Raw genomic sequence first — 14976 nt, forward strand, 5'->3', positions numbered from 1 at the left:
GCGTGAACTGCTCTAGCACGCCGCTACAACCAGGTGAACCACTCCCGCCAGGAACCCTGACGCTTTTCGCGCGTCTCCGCGGCCTGTTCCTCGCGGTAGTTGTGGTAAGCGGCCAAGCTCTTTTCCTTGGCGTGTTCCGCCACTTCCGGCACGTCCTTGAAGTTTTCCATGATGAATTCATACCGCCGCCAAGCCGGGCCGTATTTTTTCATGTGCCAGAACACGTCGGCAATGTACAATTCGTGTTCGGCCATGAGTTTGCGGCAGGTATGCATGTGTTCTTCCGCGCCCTTGGCGTAGGGCGAATCGGGATACATCTGAGAGAGGCGGTTGAAGTAATCGTAGGCCTCCTGCAATTCCGTGGTAGCCCGGTCAATGGAGCGGAATTGCTTCATGAGCGACATGCCCGTCTGATACAGCACATAAGGTATGGCTTCATGACGGGGATGGAGCGACTCGAAATCCTTGTAGGTTTCGGCGGCCAGCTCGTATTCCTCATCCAGAAAATAGGCGTCGCCCAGCGAAAGTTCAGCATCAATGGTATAAGGGCTGAACGGATACGTGTCGCGCAATTTGTTGTACAGCTCCACGGCGCGCACGTAGTTCTTTTCACTCATGGCGTCGTTGGCGGCTTCAAAGATCTCCTGCGCGGTGTCTTCAGCCGGCGGCAGATAGATCATATCAATGATGCCGCAACCGGACACGGCAAACAAACTGACGGCAAGCACAAAGCAGCGAAGCAGTTTTTTATGCATGGAGCTGTTCCAAAAAGACAAAAGCCGCTTGCGCAGCCGTTGCGCCGTCACCGGCAGCGGTGATTACCTGACGGCAGAGTTTGGAGCGAATATCCCCGGCGGCGAAAATGCCGGGAATACTTGTGCGCATTTCCGTATCCGTTACGATGAAGCCCTGGTCGTCGCGCTGAAGTTCCTGAGGCAGAAAAGAGGTTACCGGTGCAAATCCCACATAGACGAAAAGTCCGTCCACCGGCAGCTCTTCTTCCGCGCCGTTCTGAATGTTGCGCAGATTGAGGCTTGTCAGCTGCTCATTGCCATTCAGGCTTGTGATGACCGTGTTACGGTGGATTTCCACCTTGTCGGGCATGCTCTCCAGCCTGTCCTGATAGACTTTAAGGCCTCGAAAGCCCTCGCGCCGATGGATCAGGTGCAGCTTGCCCACGATTTTGGCAAGATACAGCGATTCTTCAAGGGCGGCATTGCCGCCGCCCACTACCGCCACAGTCTGCCCACGGAAAAAATTACCGTCGCAGAGGGCACAGTAGGAGACGCCGCGTCCGACCAGACGATCCTCATTTTCCAGTCCCAACTGACGATGACGCGCCCCGGAACAGACGAGCACCGTTTTGGCGGCGTATTCCTCATCGCCTCCGGCGCGCACATTGAACCGGCCTGCCGCGCCGGAAACGGATTCCACGGCGCCGGTAGGCCGGTCAATGTCGAGGCCGTCCAGATGGGCGGCAAAAAGATCGGCCAGCTCATAACCCTTGATGCCCTGGGGGTAGCCGGGGTAATTTTCAAGGGATTCGGTCTGCAGAACCTGGCCGCCCGGAGTCAGCTGCTCAAAGAACGACACTGAACAACCGGAGCGCGCCAAGTAAAGGGCAGCCGTAATGCCGGCCGGTCCGCCGCCGATAACAACGGCGTCGTATGCCTTCATGCCAGGACCTTTGAATCAAGCAGTTCCTTCATGGCCACCTTGGTGACGGCGCCGGTGATCTGTTCCACCGTTTCGCCGTTTTTGAAGACTACCAAGGTGGGAATGGCGCGGATGCCGAATTTTGTCGGCGTGGCGGGATTCTCATCCACATTCATTTTAACCACACGCACCTTGCCTTCGTATTCCTTGGCGAGTTCGTCAATGATCGGACCCACCGCGCGGCAGGGGCCGCACCAGGGAGCCCAGAAGTCAAGCAGAACCGGCAGATCGGATTTCAGAACAAGGCTCTCGAAAGTGGCATCAGTGACCTGTTCAGCCATATGATTACTCCTTGGGTTGCTTAGGGTCGCGCACGGCGGCTCGGCAATGCCAATGGCCGCGCGGCGCGCATTGTACAGACGGACCGGCGGGGGCGCCGCGTCCGCTTCTGTGCCTGTTGAGAGTAGATATCTAACGTCCCGGTGTCAAGACAATCTGCGCGTTTCAGGCGGGTTCCCCGACCTGTGCCGTATCCGCGCAACACACCATATCCTCGGGCACCGCCCTGCCGCGCGGAATGGTTTCCATGCGCAGATCATGGCAAAAACCGGCCTTACCCAACAGCCAGCCGGCATAGGCCGTCATGGCGGCATTATCCGTACATAAGGTCGGGTTCGGCACAAGGATGTCGCCGCCCCGTCGCCGCATGAGCTCAATCATGCGGCTGCGCAGCAGCGAATTGGCGGCAACCCCACCGGCCACAATCAGCGTGCGCAGATCCGGCTGTCGGTCAAGAGCGCGCTCAACCTTGACGCACAGCGTATCCACCACCGCCAAGTTGAAAGACGCGCAGCAGTCCCTCAGAGCCTCGGGCGCATCTTCAACCTTCTGTAACGGATGCGGCCAGAGGCCGTCCAGATGCTGCTCAATATAGGAGGCGGCCGCTGTTTTCAGGCCGCTGAAACTGAAATCCAGATTGTCGTTGTCAAGATACGGGCGCGGAAAAAGTCCGGCATCCGCCCTGCCGACGGTGGCCAATGCGTCCATGAGGCGCCCGCCGGGGTAGGCCAGGCCCAACAGTTTGCCCACTTTGTCAAAGGCCTCACCCGCCGCGTCATCCAGAGTCCGGCCCAGCGGCAGGCAACGCCAGGGAGACTCAAGCCGGTAAATATGGGTGTGACCGCCGGAAACCAGCAAACCTAAACAGGGAAAACGCAGCTCCCGCTCCAGCCCCACTGCCAGCAAATGCGCGTGCAGATGGTTGAGGCCCAAGAAGCGCGCCCCCAATCCCAGAGCCAAGCCCTTGGCAAAGGCCACGCCCACCAGCAGACTGCCCAGCAGACCCGGACCGCGCGCCACGCTCACAAGGTCAATGTCAACGGCTTGGCGTCGGCAACGGCGCATCAGTTCGTCGAAAAGCGGCCCGATATAGCGGTAGTGCTCCCGCGAGGCCAATTCCGGCACCACTCCGCCGAACAAAGCATGCACGTCCGCCTGGCTGGCAAGAACCGAGGCCAGCAGTCGACCGTCTTCCACCAGAGCCAGAGCCGTCTCATCACAGGAGCTTTCAATGCCGAGACAAAGCATGGATCACAGCCCCCGCGCCGCTACGGCTTCAGGCCTTGGCATGTTGTGCATACGTGCGCTCCACGGCTTCCACATCCTTGCGCGAACCGATGAACAGGGGCGTACGCGCGTGCAGGCGCTCGGGCTTGCGCTCCAGAATGCGTCCCCGCCCGTCGCTGGCCTTGCCGCCCGCCTGTTCCGCCAGGAACGAAAGAGGTGAGGCCTCGCACATCAGGCGCAGCTTGCCGTCAGGCTTATGGGCGTCCGGCGGGTACATGTAGATACCGCCGTAAATCAGGGTGCGGTGAAAGTCCGCCACCAGCGCGCCCACATAGCGGGAGGAATAGGGCTTACCGTCCTGGCTCTCGCAGGTGTGGAACCAGTTCACGGCTTCGCGTGTAGCTTCGTCCCAGTATTGCCAGTAGCCTTCATTGACGGAATAGATATGCCCCTGTTCCGGAATACGCATATCGGGATGGGAAAGCAAAAATTCTCCCACGCCCGGATCCAGCGTGAAGCCGTGCACGCCCTGTCCGGTGCTCAACACCAGCATGGTTGACGGCCCGTACAGAATATAGCCGGCCCCGACCTGCTGTACGCCCGGTTGCAGCACTTCATCGAGCGTCACTTCACCCGTGTGCCCCTCGGGCCGACGCAGGATGGAGAAAATAGTGCCCACATTGATGTTGACGTCGATGTTGGAGGAACCGTCCAGCGGGTCAAAAATCAGAATATAATCGCCGCGCGGGAACTCCGGACTGACGCGGATGAGCTCGGCCTCTTCCTCGGAACTCATGGCGCAGAGCGCGCCGCAACGTTCCATGCGGTAAATCATGATCCGGTTGGCGATAGCGTCCATTTTCTGAACATTTTCGCCCTGAACGTTCACTTCGCCGGTGCCCCCCAGAATATCGAGCAGACCGGCCTTGTTGATGCGGCGGGAAATGGACTTGCCGGAAAGAATGAGATCATAAAGCAGGCCGGTGAACTGCCCGGTAGCCTGTGGCGTGCGCTTTTGGTGTAGCAGAAGGTGCTCGGTAACCGTGATGTCAGCCATGAGAGCCTCCTTGATAACGTCCCGGAAGCGGAATTACTCCGGGGCCGGAAAGGCATGCGCCACCCTGAGGGCGGCGCATGCCAGCATTCTGCGATGCGTCAGTTCTGTGGACCGAAAGGACTCGGCCGTCCGCCCGGCAGTGTTGCGGGCGCTTGCGGCTCGCCTTCCTTTTCCGGAGCCTGTTCCGTCGCAGCGCCGCTTGCGGCAGGCGACTGTTCGGCGGATGGGGCCGCTTCCTGCTTCGGCTCCTTGGTCTGAGTCGACGACGTTTGCGCCGAAGACTCTTGCTTTGTCGCGGGAGCGGCCTCTTCCCCGGCAGGCACGGCCGGGCTTTCCGTATGGGGGCCGAAGGGGCTCGGGCGCTTGACGACCGGAGCTTCTTCACGCGGCCCAAAGGGACTCGGACGGCCGCCCGGCAACGTGGGCATATCAGCGTCCGGAACCAAGTCCGGAGACGGCATGCTGCGGCGCGGCTGCTGCGGTGCGGCCTTTCTGGGGCGCTGTACCCGCTCTACCGGCACATTTTCGCCTTCCAGCTGACGTTCCTGCACGCGCGACTTTTCGGCGCCCTTGCCTTTCAGCAACATGCTGTCACGGCTGCCCGGCTGGATTTCATTGGACGGCTTGCCCGCGGTTCTGCCGGGCGTGCCCATGTCGGCGGCCGGAGCGCCCTCTTCCGACGGAGCGCCAAAGCTCGGCGCGCCGGACATGTCAGTCTTATCTTTGTGCTCCGGCTGCGGCGGGGGCGGCAGTTTTTCACGTTCCTTGGGGAAGAAAGGCAGCCCCTGCTCCAGATCGCCCTTGCCCTCAGGGAAGGTGCCGGATTCAGCCACGGCGAAAACCAAGGGCAGATTGCCCAGATAGCGTACCATGTAATAGAAGGAGCCCGTGGCGTTGGTGCAGGTGCCGGACGAACTTTTGCTCACCACTTCAGACCAGTCGACGCCGGCCAGCGGCGTGGCCGCGAAATCGTACTTGCCGGGCCAGAGCAGGGCTTGGGGAGACAAAATCACCATATTTTCCGGGCTGCCGGAATATTGCATCAGAGCCCGCATGTCGAAATAGGCCACTACCACGCCTAGGAAATCCACGCCATCATACAGCGGCGCGGCCAGCATGACCTCCGGTCCCAACGGCGTATTCTGCACATCGGCGCGCAAAGCGCGGCTGTTCTGCTTTTTATCCTCATAGAGCAGCGGAATAAAATCCAGATCCTTCATGGAAGTGGCCGGCTCCTGTCCCAAGATGGTGCCGTCATACTTGACGCCGGCAAAACCGCTGATCCAAGGGAAGGTAGCAAAAAAATTGCTGATCCATTCCCGCGTCGGGGGCTTGTCCGCGTTGAGCATGACCCGCTCCAGGCGGCCCAGTTCCACGTCGATGCCCATCATGCAGTTGGTCAGAGCCAACGCGCGGGGAGAAAGATCGCCCTTTTCGTCATAATCCACGCTGGCCGGAGGACTGACATAGGTATTCCAGAAGCCCTTGGTGCTCTTCCAGGCGTTTTTGGTGGGCTGGTAGGAACTGCAGCCAGCCGCCAGAGACACGGCCATCAGCAGCAGAAAACAACGCAAAAAAGAATTCGACACCATATTCCCCCGTGCATTAGAGCATTTTACGCTTGAGAAGCTTGCGCAACGGCGGGCCGCACCCACCTGCAAATACATCCCGGCAAGGATTTGAGGGCAAATCCTCATCGAGCAGCTCAATATTACGAAGTTAACCCGCTCTAGAGCAGATTACCTTTGAAACGCTTTGCGTTTCAAAGGGGGCATTCCGGAAAAAACGCGGTTTTTCCGGAATCCACGCCGCGTTGCTCTCGATGTCTGTACGCCCTTTGGGCTACAGGCACGGCCCTACGGGCCGCCCGTCGGGTCGGTCTTCGCGGCGCGCCTCACCGTGTTCGGCGTTAGGCATTTCAAAGTTGAAATGCTCTAGGGCCTGTTAACACTATTTCAGAGCTATAACAATCAACGCAAAGACGACAAAGGCCAGGAACATGACATCGAGCTTATCGAAGCGAGTAAAAACACGGCGGAAGCCTTTGAGCCTCCTGAAAAGCCGTTCTACCTCATTACGTCTTTTGTATAGCTCTTTGTCATACTCCCACGGTTTCAGTCGGTTGGGATTGGGCGGCACCACCGGAGTGAAGCCCAACTCACGTCCCAAGCGAGTCGTTTCATTACCCTCATATGCGCCATCCATAAGCAAGCTGCACGGCGCTGGCATCGGCCCCAACTGGACAAGCAGCCTGCGCCCCTCGGGGGCATCGCCGGCGTTGCCGGGAGTGAGGCTGAAATTCAACGCGCATTCAGCATTCGCGGCAACCATATGAAGCTTGGTCGTCCAGCCGCCTCTGGACTTTCCGATGGACTGCGGACCTGTTTTTTTAAGGCCCCTGTTCCATCGGGATGAACCTTAACAATAGTACTGTCGAGAGAAACTGCTTCTATTTTAAGGCGGAGTATCTGCTCTTGTTGAAGGCGTTCAAATATACGGTCAAGAACTCCGTTCTTGCTCCAGCGGTTCATGCGCGTGTAGATGCTGTGCCAACAGCCAAAATTTTTCGGCAGTCCACGCCATTTACACCCATGCTCCGCAACGTACAGAATCGCATTCAACACCTGGAGATTGTCAAAACGGACATTACCTCTTTGGCGCGGGAAGCAGTCAGCGATTCTCTCATATTGTTCGCGAGTAATTTGCATAAGACATTCTTACGGAATACTCGCTCTTTGTCAAATAGTGTTAACAGGCCCTAGTCTTGCGCCCTGGCTTCCACGCGCTCCGCTAACGCCTCAAGCATGCTGATCAGCTTGTCTTTGCCGCTGGCGGATTCCTCCTGTTGCGGAGGCTGTTCCTGTTCCATCTCCTGCGCGCTGCCGAGGCGCGCGCTCAAGGTGGCAATACGCTGCTGCAGGTCGGCGCTCTCCTCCGGGGCAACCGCCACCGCAGCCAACTCATGGTAAATATCCAGCGCTCCCTTGATATCCCCCTGCTCCGCCAGAACTTCGGCCATGGAGCGGGTACGCAGAGAAAAGCGCTCTTCGCTGTCGTCAGCGTCGTCCGCGTTGCTCGCCGGTTGCGTGTCCACGACATCGGAGGCCTGAATCGTTACGACAGCAGTTTTTTCCCTGCCCGGCATTTCCAAAGGCTCCGGCAGGGCCTCGTCCTCGGCCATGGCCGTGTCGGGATCAAAACCTTCTCCGTCCGCTTCCTCAAAAGGGGCGTCGTCATCCTCAACCGCTGTTCCGGCGGAAAATTTTTTGAGAGTCAGATCAAGCTTCAGATCGTCTTCCTCCGGCAACAACGGCAGAGGCGCGCTTTCACTCAGGGGCGCGTCCTGGCCCGGTGCAGGCTGACCCGGCATTTGCGCGGCGGCGTCCACTGTCCGGGACCGAAAACCAGAAGAATTTTGTTGCGATTGCGGCTCATCCAGCAGCGAGGCAATGCCGCGGTCCAGCACTTCATGCAGGGAGATGGGGCCACGCATGAAATGCGCGGCCAGAAAACGCAGCACCGAGGCGGTATCCGGCGAACCGTCCGACGTGGACAGGCAGGCGGCCCAAGCCTGCCAGAAACCCGCATACGCGGAAAACATGGAACTGAGTTTGTCTATTTGCCTGACGCAGGCCTCGCGGCGGCCAGTTTTATGCAAAAGCTCAATAAAAAAAAGACGCGCTTCCAGGAACTCGCCATGGCGCTCCAGTCCATGTTCCAGCACGGCCACGGCTTCGTCAAAGCGCTGCTCCTCAGCCAGCATACGCGCCAGAGGGAAAAAAACCTTGGAATTGGGTTCCAGTTCCAGAACCTCTTTATACCATTCAATTTTTTCCGTCATTGTCCGCGGCTCCCTGTCCGGTTTTGGCCGACTTTCCAAAAAGATACAGCACTTCGTTATCCCGCACGTAATGCAGGCGCTGGCGAATCATTTTTTCCACATACTGGTTATCAGACTGCAGCAGACGGATTTCCCGGCTCAGCGCCAGATTTTCCGCGTCCAGACCGGCGACCTGCTCCTGCAGGGCGGCGTACTGCCGCTTGAGTTCGCGATATTCCATAAGACCGGTGGGCCCCCAGATCATGCGACTGAACAGAACCACATTGATGAGCCCCAGAGCCACGAGAATGAACACACGCCAGAACATGATTACTGCAAAAGACGTTTCTGTTGCGGCTGCCCCCTGCGGAAAAGCCTGAGTTCAGCGAGAAAACTGGCCGTGGCGTTTTCAAGACGTTGCACGTCGTCCTCCGCCAGATTCATACGGTCCACGCGCTGCAAATAGTCCTTGAGGGTGGAAAGCTCTTCGTCGAAATGTCGCCCCCAGATCCCGGCACGCATGTCGGGCTCCAGATCCAGAATGGTCTGGATGCAGTTTTTGAGGCGGATCTGCAACGTGCTCATGCAACCTTCCCGGGCTGAACCTTATCGCAGGCATGCCGGTAAAAATAATAACAGTAGTTGACGCCGGAGATCAGAGCCAGGGCCAAGGCCACATAGAGCAGCACTTCGCCGATGGGCCAGAGCGCGACGCCGAACAGGGGATAATGCAGGATCAAGGGCACGATGGCCACAATCTGCAGCACGGTTTTGGCCTTGCCGAACTTGTCGGCGGCCAGCACGATGCCTTCGTCGATGGCCATGGCGCGCAAGCCGGTCACCACCAGTTCCCGGCAGACGATGACGATCACCACCCAGGCCGGAGCCCAGCCCAGCTTGACGAACATGATCAGCACCGAGCAGATCAGCACTTTGTCGGCCAGCGGATCCAGAAATTTGCCCATGCTGGTGACCATGTTTTCACGCCGGGCGATGTAGCCGTCCATCCAGTCGGTTATGGCGGCGAAAATAAAGGCCAGCGCGGCCAATATGCAAAATGCGGGGCCTTCGAAATACAGCAGAACAACGACCAGAGGCGCCATCAGAATGCGCAACAAGGTAATTTTATTGGCAAGGTTGAGCATTGTTCCTCTCTGGCGTTTCCATCGGAATTTTTTGTTTTTCTAGCACAAAAGCGCGGGGGAGAAAAGAAGAAATATCCCGCCTTGCGGCGGACTCGCGCGGTCTCGGCATGAAAAAGGGGCCCCTCCGGCTGAAGGGACCCCTGAAGCTCAGGAATTGGGGCTGGACAGGGCTTCCAGGCTGTTGTCCGCGGCCTCCGCAATGGCATCGGCCAGAGCCAGGAAGGCCGACTTGGCCGGGCCGTCGCTTTCCAGATAGACCACGGGCACGCCCCGGTCGGCGGCCACCACCGTGGCCGGGTCCAGGGGAATGGCTCCCAGGAACTTGAGCCCGTAACGCCGGGCCAGCTCCTCGCCGCCGCCCTTCTTAAAGAGATCAATCTCAGTGTGGCAATGCGGGCAGACCAGTCCGCTCATATTTTCCACCACGCCCAGCACATTGGCATTGGCATACTGGAGGAAATTCACCGCCTTGCGTACGTCGGCCAGGGAAATTTCCTGCGGGGTCGTCACCACCACGCAAAGCGCGTCGGGGATGCTCTTGAGCACGGTCATGTGCTCGTCGCCGGTGCCGGGAGGCGAATCAATCAGCAGGAAGTCGAGATTGCCCCATTTCACGTCCGCGAGGAACTGGCGGATGGCGGAGGACTTTTTGGGCCCGCGCCAGAGAATGGCCTGGTCCTTGTCCTGCAACAGCGAGTCCATGGAAATGACGGACAGATTCTCATTGTAGGCGGCGGGCAGCATCAGCTCGCTACCGGGGTCCACTTCAACGGTGCTGGTGAGGCCCAGCAGGTTGGGCACGCTGGGGCCGTGCATATCCACATCCAGAATGCCCACTTTGAAGCCGCGCCGGGCCAGGGCGGCGGCGGTGTTCACCGTCACCGAGCTTTTGCCCACGCCGCCCTTGCCGCTCATGACGAAAATTTTATGGCGGATATGCCCCAAAGTGGCGGCAATGACCCTGTCCTGGCGGGCCATCAGATCATTGCAGTTCCCATCGCCCCCCTTGTCCGTGGAACTGGAGCAGGATGAAGCGGAAGAACAGGAAGAACAGGAAGACATGACATCTCCTTCATTATGTTGGCAGAATTCCAGAAACTCAACGGGACGACGGTTGCCAGCCGTGGTCGCCCACCAGATCCACAAAGATGACCGAGCCGAGATCCTCGCTGCAGATGCGGCCCTGTTCTTTGCGCAGGCGCATCAGCCGTTGCGTGCGCGGCCGCGTGCCCACGGGGATGAGCAAAATGCCGCCCTCATCCAACTGCTCCAGCAAAGGACGGGGGATCTCGGGGCCGCCTGCGGTAACGATGATGCGCTCAAACGGAGCCGCCTCAGGAACCCCCAGGGTGCCGTCACGCCGCTGCATGTGGATACCGCGAAGGCCCAGTTGCCGCAAGAGGGCGCCGGTATTCAGATAGAGTTCGCGCAGACGCTCCACGGTAAAGACGATGCAGCCCATGGTGGCCAGCACGGCCGCCTGATAACCGGAGCCGGTGCCGATTTCCAGTACGCGCATGCCCCGCTCCACTTCCAGCAGCTCGCTCATCAGAGCGACGATATAGGGCTGAGAAATGGTCTGACCGTAACCGATGGGCAGGGGGGTATCCTCATAAGCTTGGGCGCGCAGAGCTTCCTGCACGAAAAGATGCCGGGGCACGGCGGCCATGGCCGCCAGCACGCCGGAATGGCTGATGCCTCTGGCCTCCAGCTGCTCGCGCACCATCCGGCGGCGCAAGCGCTTGGGGTCTACCTGCTGGTCCCGCGCGCCCTGCGCGTTGGGGAAAGCCTGGTCATATGGATATCTGCCGCTCTGCATACTGCGGAAGAAGAAACAGATTTTAGCAGTCAAGTCAATGCGCGGGCACGCCGACGGACAGGGGCGCTTCATGCACGGTCAAGAAAATATCAAGACTTTTCCTTGAAAATCACCGTTCTTTGTGCAAACATTTCAAACACCGTCACGAGGAGTTCCTGATGCGCAAAAAAGGTATATTTTCCACTGTGTTAGTTCTGCTGATCGTAGCCGCCCTGGTTGTCGGCGGCTATACTTTTTTTAAGGATATGGACGGCCCGGTCGTCCAGGTTTCGCCTAATACCGGCAGAGTCTCGCCGGCCACAGTGCTGCAGATCCGCATGGACGATCCCTCTGGCATCCGCGCGCTGACTGTGGGCATTCGCAAAAACAACGTGCTCAATGTGATCTTCAACAAGCATTTTGAAGAGTACCTGCCTGAGCGGGTGGTGAACGTCCCCCTGAAGGACGCCAACCTGCGCGAAGGAGCTTTTGATTTGGAAATCCGCGCCACGGACGGCTCTCTGGCAGGCTTCGGCCAGGGCAACACCCGCACCGTGCAACTGCCCATGCGCCTGGACACCCAGCCGCCGCGCATTTCCGTCAAAACCCTGCCGCCCAATGTGCGCCGGGGCGGGTCGGCGGTGGTTCGCTACACCATTGATGAAGACGTAAGCAACAGCGGCGTGCTTGTGGCAGGCTATTTTGTGCCCGGCTTCCTGCAAAAGGACGGCAGCTACCTCTGCTTCTTCCCCTTCCCCTATACCATGACCGCCCGCGACTTCAAAAACGCGGTGGAGATCACGGCCACGGACCTGGCCGGCAATGTGACTAAAAGTCGCCTGACGGTCATGGCCTATGAACGCAACTTCAAAAGCGACAGCCTGGAACTGAAGGACGATTTTCTGCTTTCGGTGGAGAACAAACTGCGCAATCTGGCCCCCAACGCCGCCAATCCGCTTGAATGCTACCTTTATATCAACAATCAGGTACGCGCCGCCAATGTGCAGACCCTGCGTGAAATCGGCAAGGATACCGCGGCGGCCATGCTCTGGAGCGGTGCCTTCACGCGGCTGCCCCGCTCCGCCGCGCGGGCCGGTTTTGCCGATCACCGTTTCTTCCATTATCAGGGCAAACTGGTGGGCGAATCCTTCCACCTGGGTTTCGACCTGGCTTCAGTGCGCAATGCCGACGTGCCCGCCGCCAACAGCGGCCGCGTCGTCTATACGGGCGATCTGGGTATTTACGGCAACCTCGTGGTCATTGACCACGGCCTCGGGCTCATGTCCCTGTATTCCCATTTGAGTGAAATCCAGGTCAACAAGGGCGACGTGGTCAAGAAGGGCCAGACCATCGCCCGTACGGGCAGCACCGGCCTGGCTTTCGGAGATCATCTGCATTTCGGCATGCTGGTGGGCGGCGTTGAAGTGACGCCTTTGGAATGGATCGACCCCAAGTGGGTGCGCGACAATATCACCGGCAGGTTGGAAGCCGCTGCCAATTAGAGCAATTTCACTTTGAAATTGCTCTAACGCCAAACACTGTGATGCGCGCCGCGAAGACCGACCCGACGGGCGGCCCGTAGGGCCGCGCCTGTAGCCCAAAGGGCGTACAGGCATCGAGAGCAACGCGGCGTGGATCCCGGCGAAAACCACGTTTTTTGCCGGGATGATCCCTTTGAAACGTATAGCGTTTCAAAGGCAATCTGCTCTAAGGCAAAAAGACTCCGCGCAGACGGCGACGCAAACATGCTCTTGCCGCAGATGCTGCCAGGGAAGCTGCATAATTCCAGGTAACGAAACAGCCCCGCTGATGCAGAAGACATCAGCGGGGCTGTCAATTTTGACTGCGGATCGGCGAGTCGGACCAAAGGCAGGTATGCGCCTCTGCCTTACGCGGCGGCGAAGCAGAAATTATTCGCGGGGAGGCAGTTCGCGGCCGCCTTCTTCCAGGCGCTGCAGGAATTTGTCCCGACAGTCATAGCTGCAAAAGCGGTATACCTTGTCGCCGTCGCGCACGGAGATATTGCCGTCCACTGAAACATAGGTCCCGCACTCGGGATCCTTGACCATTTCACCGGCGGCCACTTTCCGTTCCAGATCAGCGGCGCTCTCTTCCTTGTTTATCTTTTTTTTCTTAAGCACGTCATTGGCGAAGAGACGGTACAGAACATAGATCGCCACGATCAAAATAAGCCATTTCAACATTCGTTATGCTCCTTTCACCGTTCCGAGCATGCTGCGCCGCAACGGAATATGGCGTATGGTTCGCGCGGAGCTTGTGCTCCACGTCTTTCGGGCGTCATGCCGCTTCGGACCGCTGACGACATTAGCACAGAGAGGGGGAACGCGTCACTGAAAAATTCTGCACCCGTCCAGCCTGTAGTTCAGGCGCGCCAGCCATTGCGTGGCGGCGGTTCCCTCAATGCGGACCTGAGGTGCGATATCCAGAAGAGGCACCAGAGCAAAGGCTCGTTGCGCCAGACGCGGATGCGGTACGCGACAGGCGGGATCGGAACAATGCTCCTCGCCGAAGAGCAGAAGGTCCGCATCAATGGCGCGCGGGCCGTAACGCAAAGCCGGGTCCGGGCTGCGGACACGCCCGAGGGTGCTTTCCAGCCGGAGCATGGCCGCCAACAGACGCCGTGGACGCCATACCGGCGCGAGTATGAGTTCCACCACCTGGTTCAGAAACCAAGGCTGCTCCGTATACCCCTGCGGTTCCGTGCTGTACAAGGGCGACGCCGCACTCAGGCGCAATTCCGGCAGGCGGGAAAGTCCTTCACGAGCCCGCGCCAGCATGGCCTCCGCCTCGGGGCTGTTGGAACCCAGCCCCACATACGCCCGAATCTCTTCATGCAGCGCCGTGTGATTTTCCGTCATAGGTATCGCCGCGAAGGTTCAAAGCAACTGTTTCATGGCCCGCTTGCGGGCGTAAAGACGGCTGTCCGCTCGCTTGATGAGGTCAGAAAGCGTATGGTCCTGGCCTTTTTTGAAAAAAGCGTGCCCCGCCGCAAAACTGAGGCGGGTGGTATTGGCCATATTGTAGGCTTCCTTGCGGTCTTCCAGCTCCCGGAGCGCCCGCTCCAAAATGCCGTTGTCGGCGTCGGGCAGAAAAACCGCAAACTCGTCGCCGCCGTAACGGTACAGCTTGGCTGTGGCAGGCATGGACTCCTTGAGCAGGAAGGCGAAACTGCGGATCAGCTGATCGCCCGCAAGATGCCCCAAGCTGTCATTGATCAGCTTCAGGTTATTGAGATCAAACAGAACCATAGCCAGCGAATCTATTTCCGACAGACGCCCGGAAAGCTCAAGCAGATCGGTTTCATAGGCGTTGCGGTTGCCCAATTCCGTAAGGCTGTCGGTAAAGGCCAATTGATGGGTGCTGGCTATATATTCATAGGCTTCCTTGCCGAAGCGGAAAGGGAAATACTCGTCCGGGTCTGTAACTTCATAAGGATGGGAAAGGTGCATATGCACCACTTTAAGCCGGTCGCCGAACAGGCGATAGAAAAAACTCACCCGTTGGTGGCAGCGGATGAAGAGTTTGGTCTCCGGGTCCGACGTCACGTAATAACAGCCGGACACAATACAGGATTCCTCATCCTCATAGGGCACCAGATACTCTTCCTGCTCCATGGTGAAGGTTACGTCCTTCTCCTGGTCCAGAAGCGCCTTGGCCTTATCCAGGCCGGTGACGAACTGGGAACGCAGGGGGCCGATCCACATCACATTTTCCACAAGCTGGTCCCAGACGAATTCTTCGTCACGGACATAGTGACGGTTCATGATCTCGCTGGTCAGCGCCACGCTGCGCCGCCCCAGCGCGCCAACACTTGCTTCATTGTGAATGATATACATGATGTCTTGAACATAGCCGATTCGTCGGCCGGAGGGAAGCCCGCCAAGCCCCGGACAGCCGTTTTTTTCTACAGCAT

17 protein-coding genes are annotated in these 14976 nt (G+C 58.7%); 1 reads left to right on the forward strand and 16 read right to left on the reverse strand.

What is annotated here, in order from left to right; genetic code table 11:
• Positions 1-23 precede the first annotated feature (23 nt).
• The 13 genes from HMPREF0326_RS10365 to HMPREF0326_RS10425 form a co-directional block, all read right to left on the reverse strand.
• Positions 24-755 carry an outer membrane protein assembly factor BamD gene (locus HMPREF0326_RS10365; protein WP_008683969.1) on the reverse strand — a complete coding sequence of 244 codons (732 nt, stop codon included), beginning with the start codon at positions 753-755 and terminating at the stop codon, positions 24-26.
• A complete protein-coding gene (trxB, locus tag HMPREF0326_RS10370) occupies positions 748-1677 on the reverse strand; it encodes a thioredoxin-disulfide reductase (RefSeq protein WP_008683968.1) in 930 nt (309 codons plus the stop codon). Before trxB ends, HMPREF0326_RS10365 begins: the two co-directional genes overlap by 8 nt.
• The gene (gene trxA, locus HMPREF0326_RS10375; RefSeq protein ID WP_332248508.1) at positions 1674-2045 is read right to left on the reverse strand and encodes a thioredoxin; all 372 of its coding nucleotides are present in this window, start codon (positions 2043-2045) and stop codon (positions 1674-1676) included. Before trxA ends, trxB begins: the two co-directional genes overlap by 4 nt.
• A gap of 115 nt (positions 2046-2160) precedes the next feature.
• Positions 2161-3243, reverse strand: a complete 1083-nt coding sequence (gene tsaD / locus HMPREF0326_RS10380; protein WP_008683966.1) for a tRNA (adenosine(37)-N6)-threonylcarbamoyltransferase complex transferase subunit TsaD — start codon at positions 3241-3243, stop codon at positions 2161-2163.
• Positions 3244-3271: 28 nt separating this feature from the next.
• Complete coding sequence (gene fbp, locus HMPREF0326_RS10385; protein ID WP_008683965.1) at positions 3272-4279, reverse strand: class 1 fructose-bisphosphatase; 1008 nt, start codon at positions 4277-4279, stop codon at positions 3272-3274.
• Between the two features lie 98 nt (positions 4280-4377).
• The gene (locus HMPREF0326_RS10390; RefSeq protein ID WP_009301590.1) at positions 4378-5871 is read right to left on the reverse strand and encodes a hypothetical protein; all 1494 of its coding nucleotides are present in this window, start codon (positions 5869-5871) and stop codon (positions 4378-4380) included.
• Between the two features lie 358 nt (positions 5872-6229).
• A protein-coding gene (locus HMPREF0326_RS16840; RefSeq protein WP_147568320.1) for an IS5 family transposase occupies positions 6230-6987 on the reverse strand; the annotation gives its coding sequence in 2 pieces (ribosomal slippage) (positions 6230-6663 and positions 6663-6987; 759 coding nt in all).
• A 50-nt stretch (positions 6988-7037) separates the two neighbouring features.
• On the reverse strand, positions 7038-8120 hold the full coding sequence (locus tag HMPREF0326_RS10400) for a tetratricopeptide repeat protein (RefSeq protein ID WP_008683958.1): 1083 nt from the start codon (positions 8118-8120) through the stop codon (positions 7038-7040).
• Entirely contained in the window at positions 8104-8427 is a 324-nt protein-coding gene (locus HMPREF0326_RS10405) for an FtsB family cell division protein (protein WP_008683956.1), read from the reverse strand. The genes HMPREF0326_RS10400 and HMPREF0326_RS10405 overlap by 17 nt, the downstream gene beginning before the upstream one ends.
• A 2-nt stretch (positions 8428-8429) precedes the next feature.
• Positions 8430-8684, reverse strand: coding sequence for a hypothetical protein (locus HMPREF0326_RS10410; RefSeq protein ID WP_008683954.1), 255 nt, complete (start codon positions 8682-8684; stop codon positions 8430-8432).
• Entirely contained in the window at positions 8681-9244 is a 564-nt protein-coding gene (gene pgsA / locus HMPREF0326_RS10415; RefSeq protein ID WP_008683952.1) for a CDP-diacylglycerol--glycerol-3-phosphate 3-phosphatidyltransferase, read from the reverse strand. The genes HMPREF0326_RS10410 and pgsA overlap by 4 nt, the downstream gene beginning before the upstream one ends.
• Before the next feature lie 147 nt (positions 9245-9391).
• Positions 9392-10306 carry an Mrp/NBP35 family ATP-binding protein gene (locus HMPREF0326_RS10420; RefSeq protein ID WP_008683949.1) on the reverse strand — a complete coding sequence of 305 codons (915 nt, stop codon included), beginning with the start codon at positions 10304-10306 and terminating at the stop codon, positions 9392-9394.
• Positions 10307-10343: 37 nt separating this feature from the next.
• Positions 10344-10970 carry a protein-L-isoaspartate(D-aspartate) O-methyltransferase gene (locus HMPREF0326_RS10425; protein ID WP_008683947.1) on the reverse strand — a complete coding sequence of 209 codons (627 nt, stop codon included), beginning with the start codon at positions 10968-10970 and terminating at the stop codon, positions 10344-10346.
• A 251-nt stretch (positions 10971-11221) separates the two neighbouring features.
• On the opposite strand from HMPREF0326_RS10425, the gene HMPREF0326_RS10430 reads away from it, so the two are divergent.
• Entirely contained in the window at positions 11222-12544 is a 1323-nt protein-coding gene (locus tag HMPREF0326_RS10430) for a M23 family metallopeptidase (RefSeq protein ID WP_020990511.1), read from the forward strand.
• Positions 12545-12952: 408 nt separating this feature from the next.
• On the opposite strand, the gene HMPREF0326_RS10435 is transcribed toward HMPREF0326_RS10430, so the two are convergent.
• The 3 genes from HMPREF0326_RS10435 to HMPREF0326_RS10445 all read right to left on the reverse strand — a co-directional run bounded on the left by HMPREF0326_RS10435 (position 12953) and on the right by HMPREF0326_RS10445 (position 14899).
• The gene (locus HMPREF0326_RS10435; RefSeq protein WP_008683943.1) at positions 12953-13246 is read right to left on the reverse strand and encodes a trash; all 294 of its coding nucleotides are present in this window, start codon (positions 13244-13246) and stop codon (positions 12953-12955) included.
• A 144-nt stretch (positions 13247-13390) separates the two neighbouring features.
• A complete protein-coding gene (gene folK, locus HMPREF0326_RS10440) occupies positions 13391-13921 on the reverse strand; it encodes a 2-amino-4-hydroxy-6-hydroxymethyldihydropteridine diphosphokinase (protein ID WP_008683941.1) in 531 nt (176 codons plus the stop codon).
• A gap of 18 nt (positions 13922-13939) precedes the next feature.
• The gene (locus tag HMPREF0326_RS10445) at positions 13940-14899 is read right to left on the reverse strand and encodes a GGDEF domain-containing protein (RefSeq protein WP_020990512.1); all 960 of its coding nucleotides are present in this window, start codon (positions 14897-14899) and stop codon (positions 13940-13942) included.
• Positions 14900-14976: the final 77 nt, after the last annotated feature.

Source organism: Desulfovibrio sp. 3_1_syn3 (genome assembly GCF_000145315.2).
Classification (GTDB): Bacteria; Desulfobacterota; Desulfovibrionia; order Desulfovibrionales; family Desulfovibrionaceae; genus Desulfovibrio; species Desulfovibrio fairfieldensis.

What these genes read in the sequence shown, in the direction of transcription:
- HMPREF0326_RS10365 (WP_008683969.1), bottom strand. Translation starts at nt 755, where the DNA reads ATGCATAAAAAACTGCTTCGCTGCTTTGTGCTTGCCGTCAGTTTGTTT.
- trxB (WP_008683968.1), bottom strand. Translation starts at nt 1,677, where the DNA reads ATGAAGGCATACGACGCCGTTGTTATCGGCGGCGGACCGGCCGGCATT.
- tsaD (WP_008683966.1), bottom strand. Translation starts at nt 3,243, where the DNA reads ATGCTTTGTCTCGGCATTGAAAGCTCCTGTGATGAGACGGCTCTGGCT.
- fbp (WP_008683965.1), bottom strand. Translation starts at nt 4,279, where the DNA reads ATGGCTGACATCACGGTTACCGAGCACCTTCTGCTACACCAAAAGCGC.
- HMPREF0326_RS10390 (WP_009301590.1), bottom strand. Translation starts at nt 5,871, where the DNA reads ATGGTGTCGAATTCTTTTTTGCGTTGTTTTCTGCTGCTGATGGCCGTG.
- HMPREF0326_RS10400 (WP_008683958.1), bottom strand. Translation starts at nt 8,120, where the DNA reads ATGACGGAAAAAATTGAATGGTATAAAGAGGTTCTGGAACTGGAACCC.
- HMPREF0326_RS10405 (WP_008683956.1), bottom strand. Translation starts at nt 8,427, where the DNA reads ATGTTCTGGCGTGTGTTCATTCTCGTGGCTCTGGGGCTCATCAATGTG.
- HMPREF0326_RS10410 (WP_008683954.1), bottom strand. Translation starts at nt 8,684, where the DNA reads ATGAGCACGTTGCAGATCCGCCTCAAAAACTGCATCCAGACCATTCTG.
- pgsA (WP_008683952.1), bottom strand. Translation starts at nt 9,244, where the DNA reads ATGCTCAACCTTGCCAATAAAATTACCTTGTTGCGCATTCTGATGGCG.
- HMPREF0326_RS10420 (WP_008683949.1), bottom strand. Translation starts at nt 10,306, where the DNA reads ATGTCTTCCTGTTCTTCCTGTTCTTCCGCTTCATCCTGCTCCAGTTCC.
- HMPREF0326_RS10425 (WP_008683947.1), bottom strand. Translation starts at nt 10,970, where the DNA reads ATGGTGCGCGAGCAGCTGGAGGCCAGAGGCATCAGCCATTCCGGCGTG.
- HMPREF0326_RS10430 (WP_020990511.1), top strand. Translation starts at nt 11,222, where the DNA reads ATGCGCAAAAAAGGTATATTTTCCACTGTGTTAGTTCTGCTGATCGTA.
- HMPREF0326_RS10435 (WP_008683943.1), bottom strand. Translation starts at nt 13,246, where the DNA reads ATGTTGAAATGGCTTATTTTGATCGTGGCGATCTATGTTCTGTACCGT.
- folK (WP_008683941.1), bottom strand. Translation starts at nt 13,921, where the DNA reads ATGACGGAAAATCACACGGCGCTGCATGAAGAGATTCGGGCGTATGTG.
- HMPREF0326_RS10445 (WP_020990512.1), bottom strand. Translation starts at nt 14,899, where the DNA reads ATGTATATCATTCACAATGAAGCAAGTGTTGGCGCGCTGGGGCGGCGC.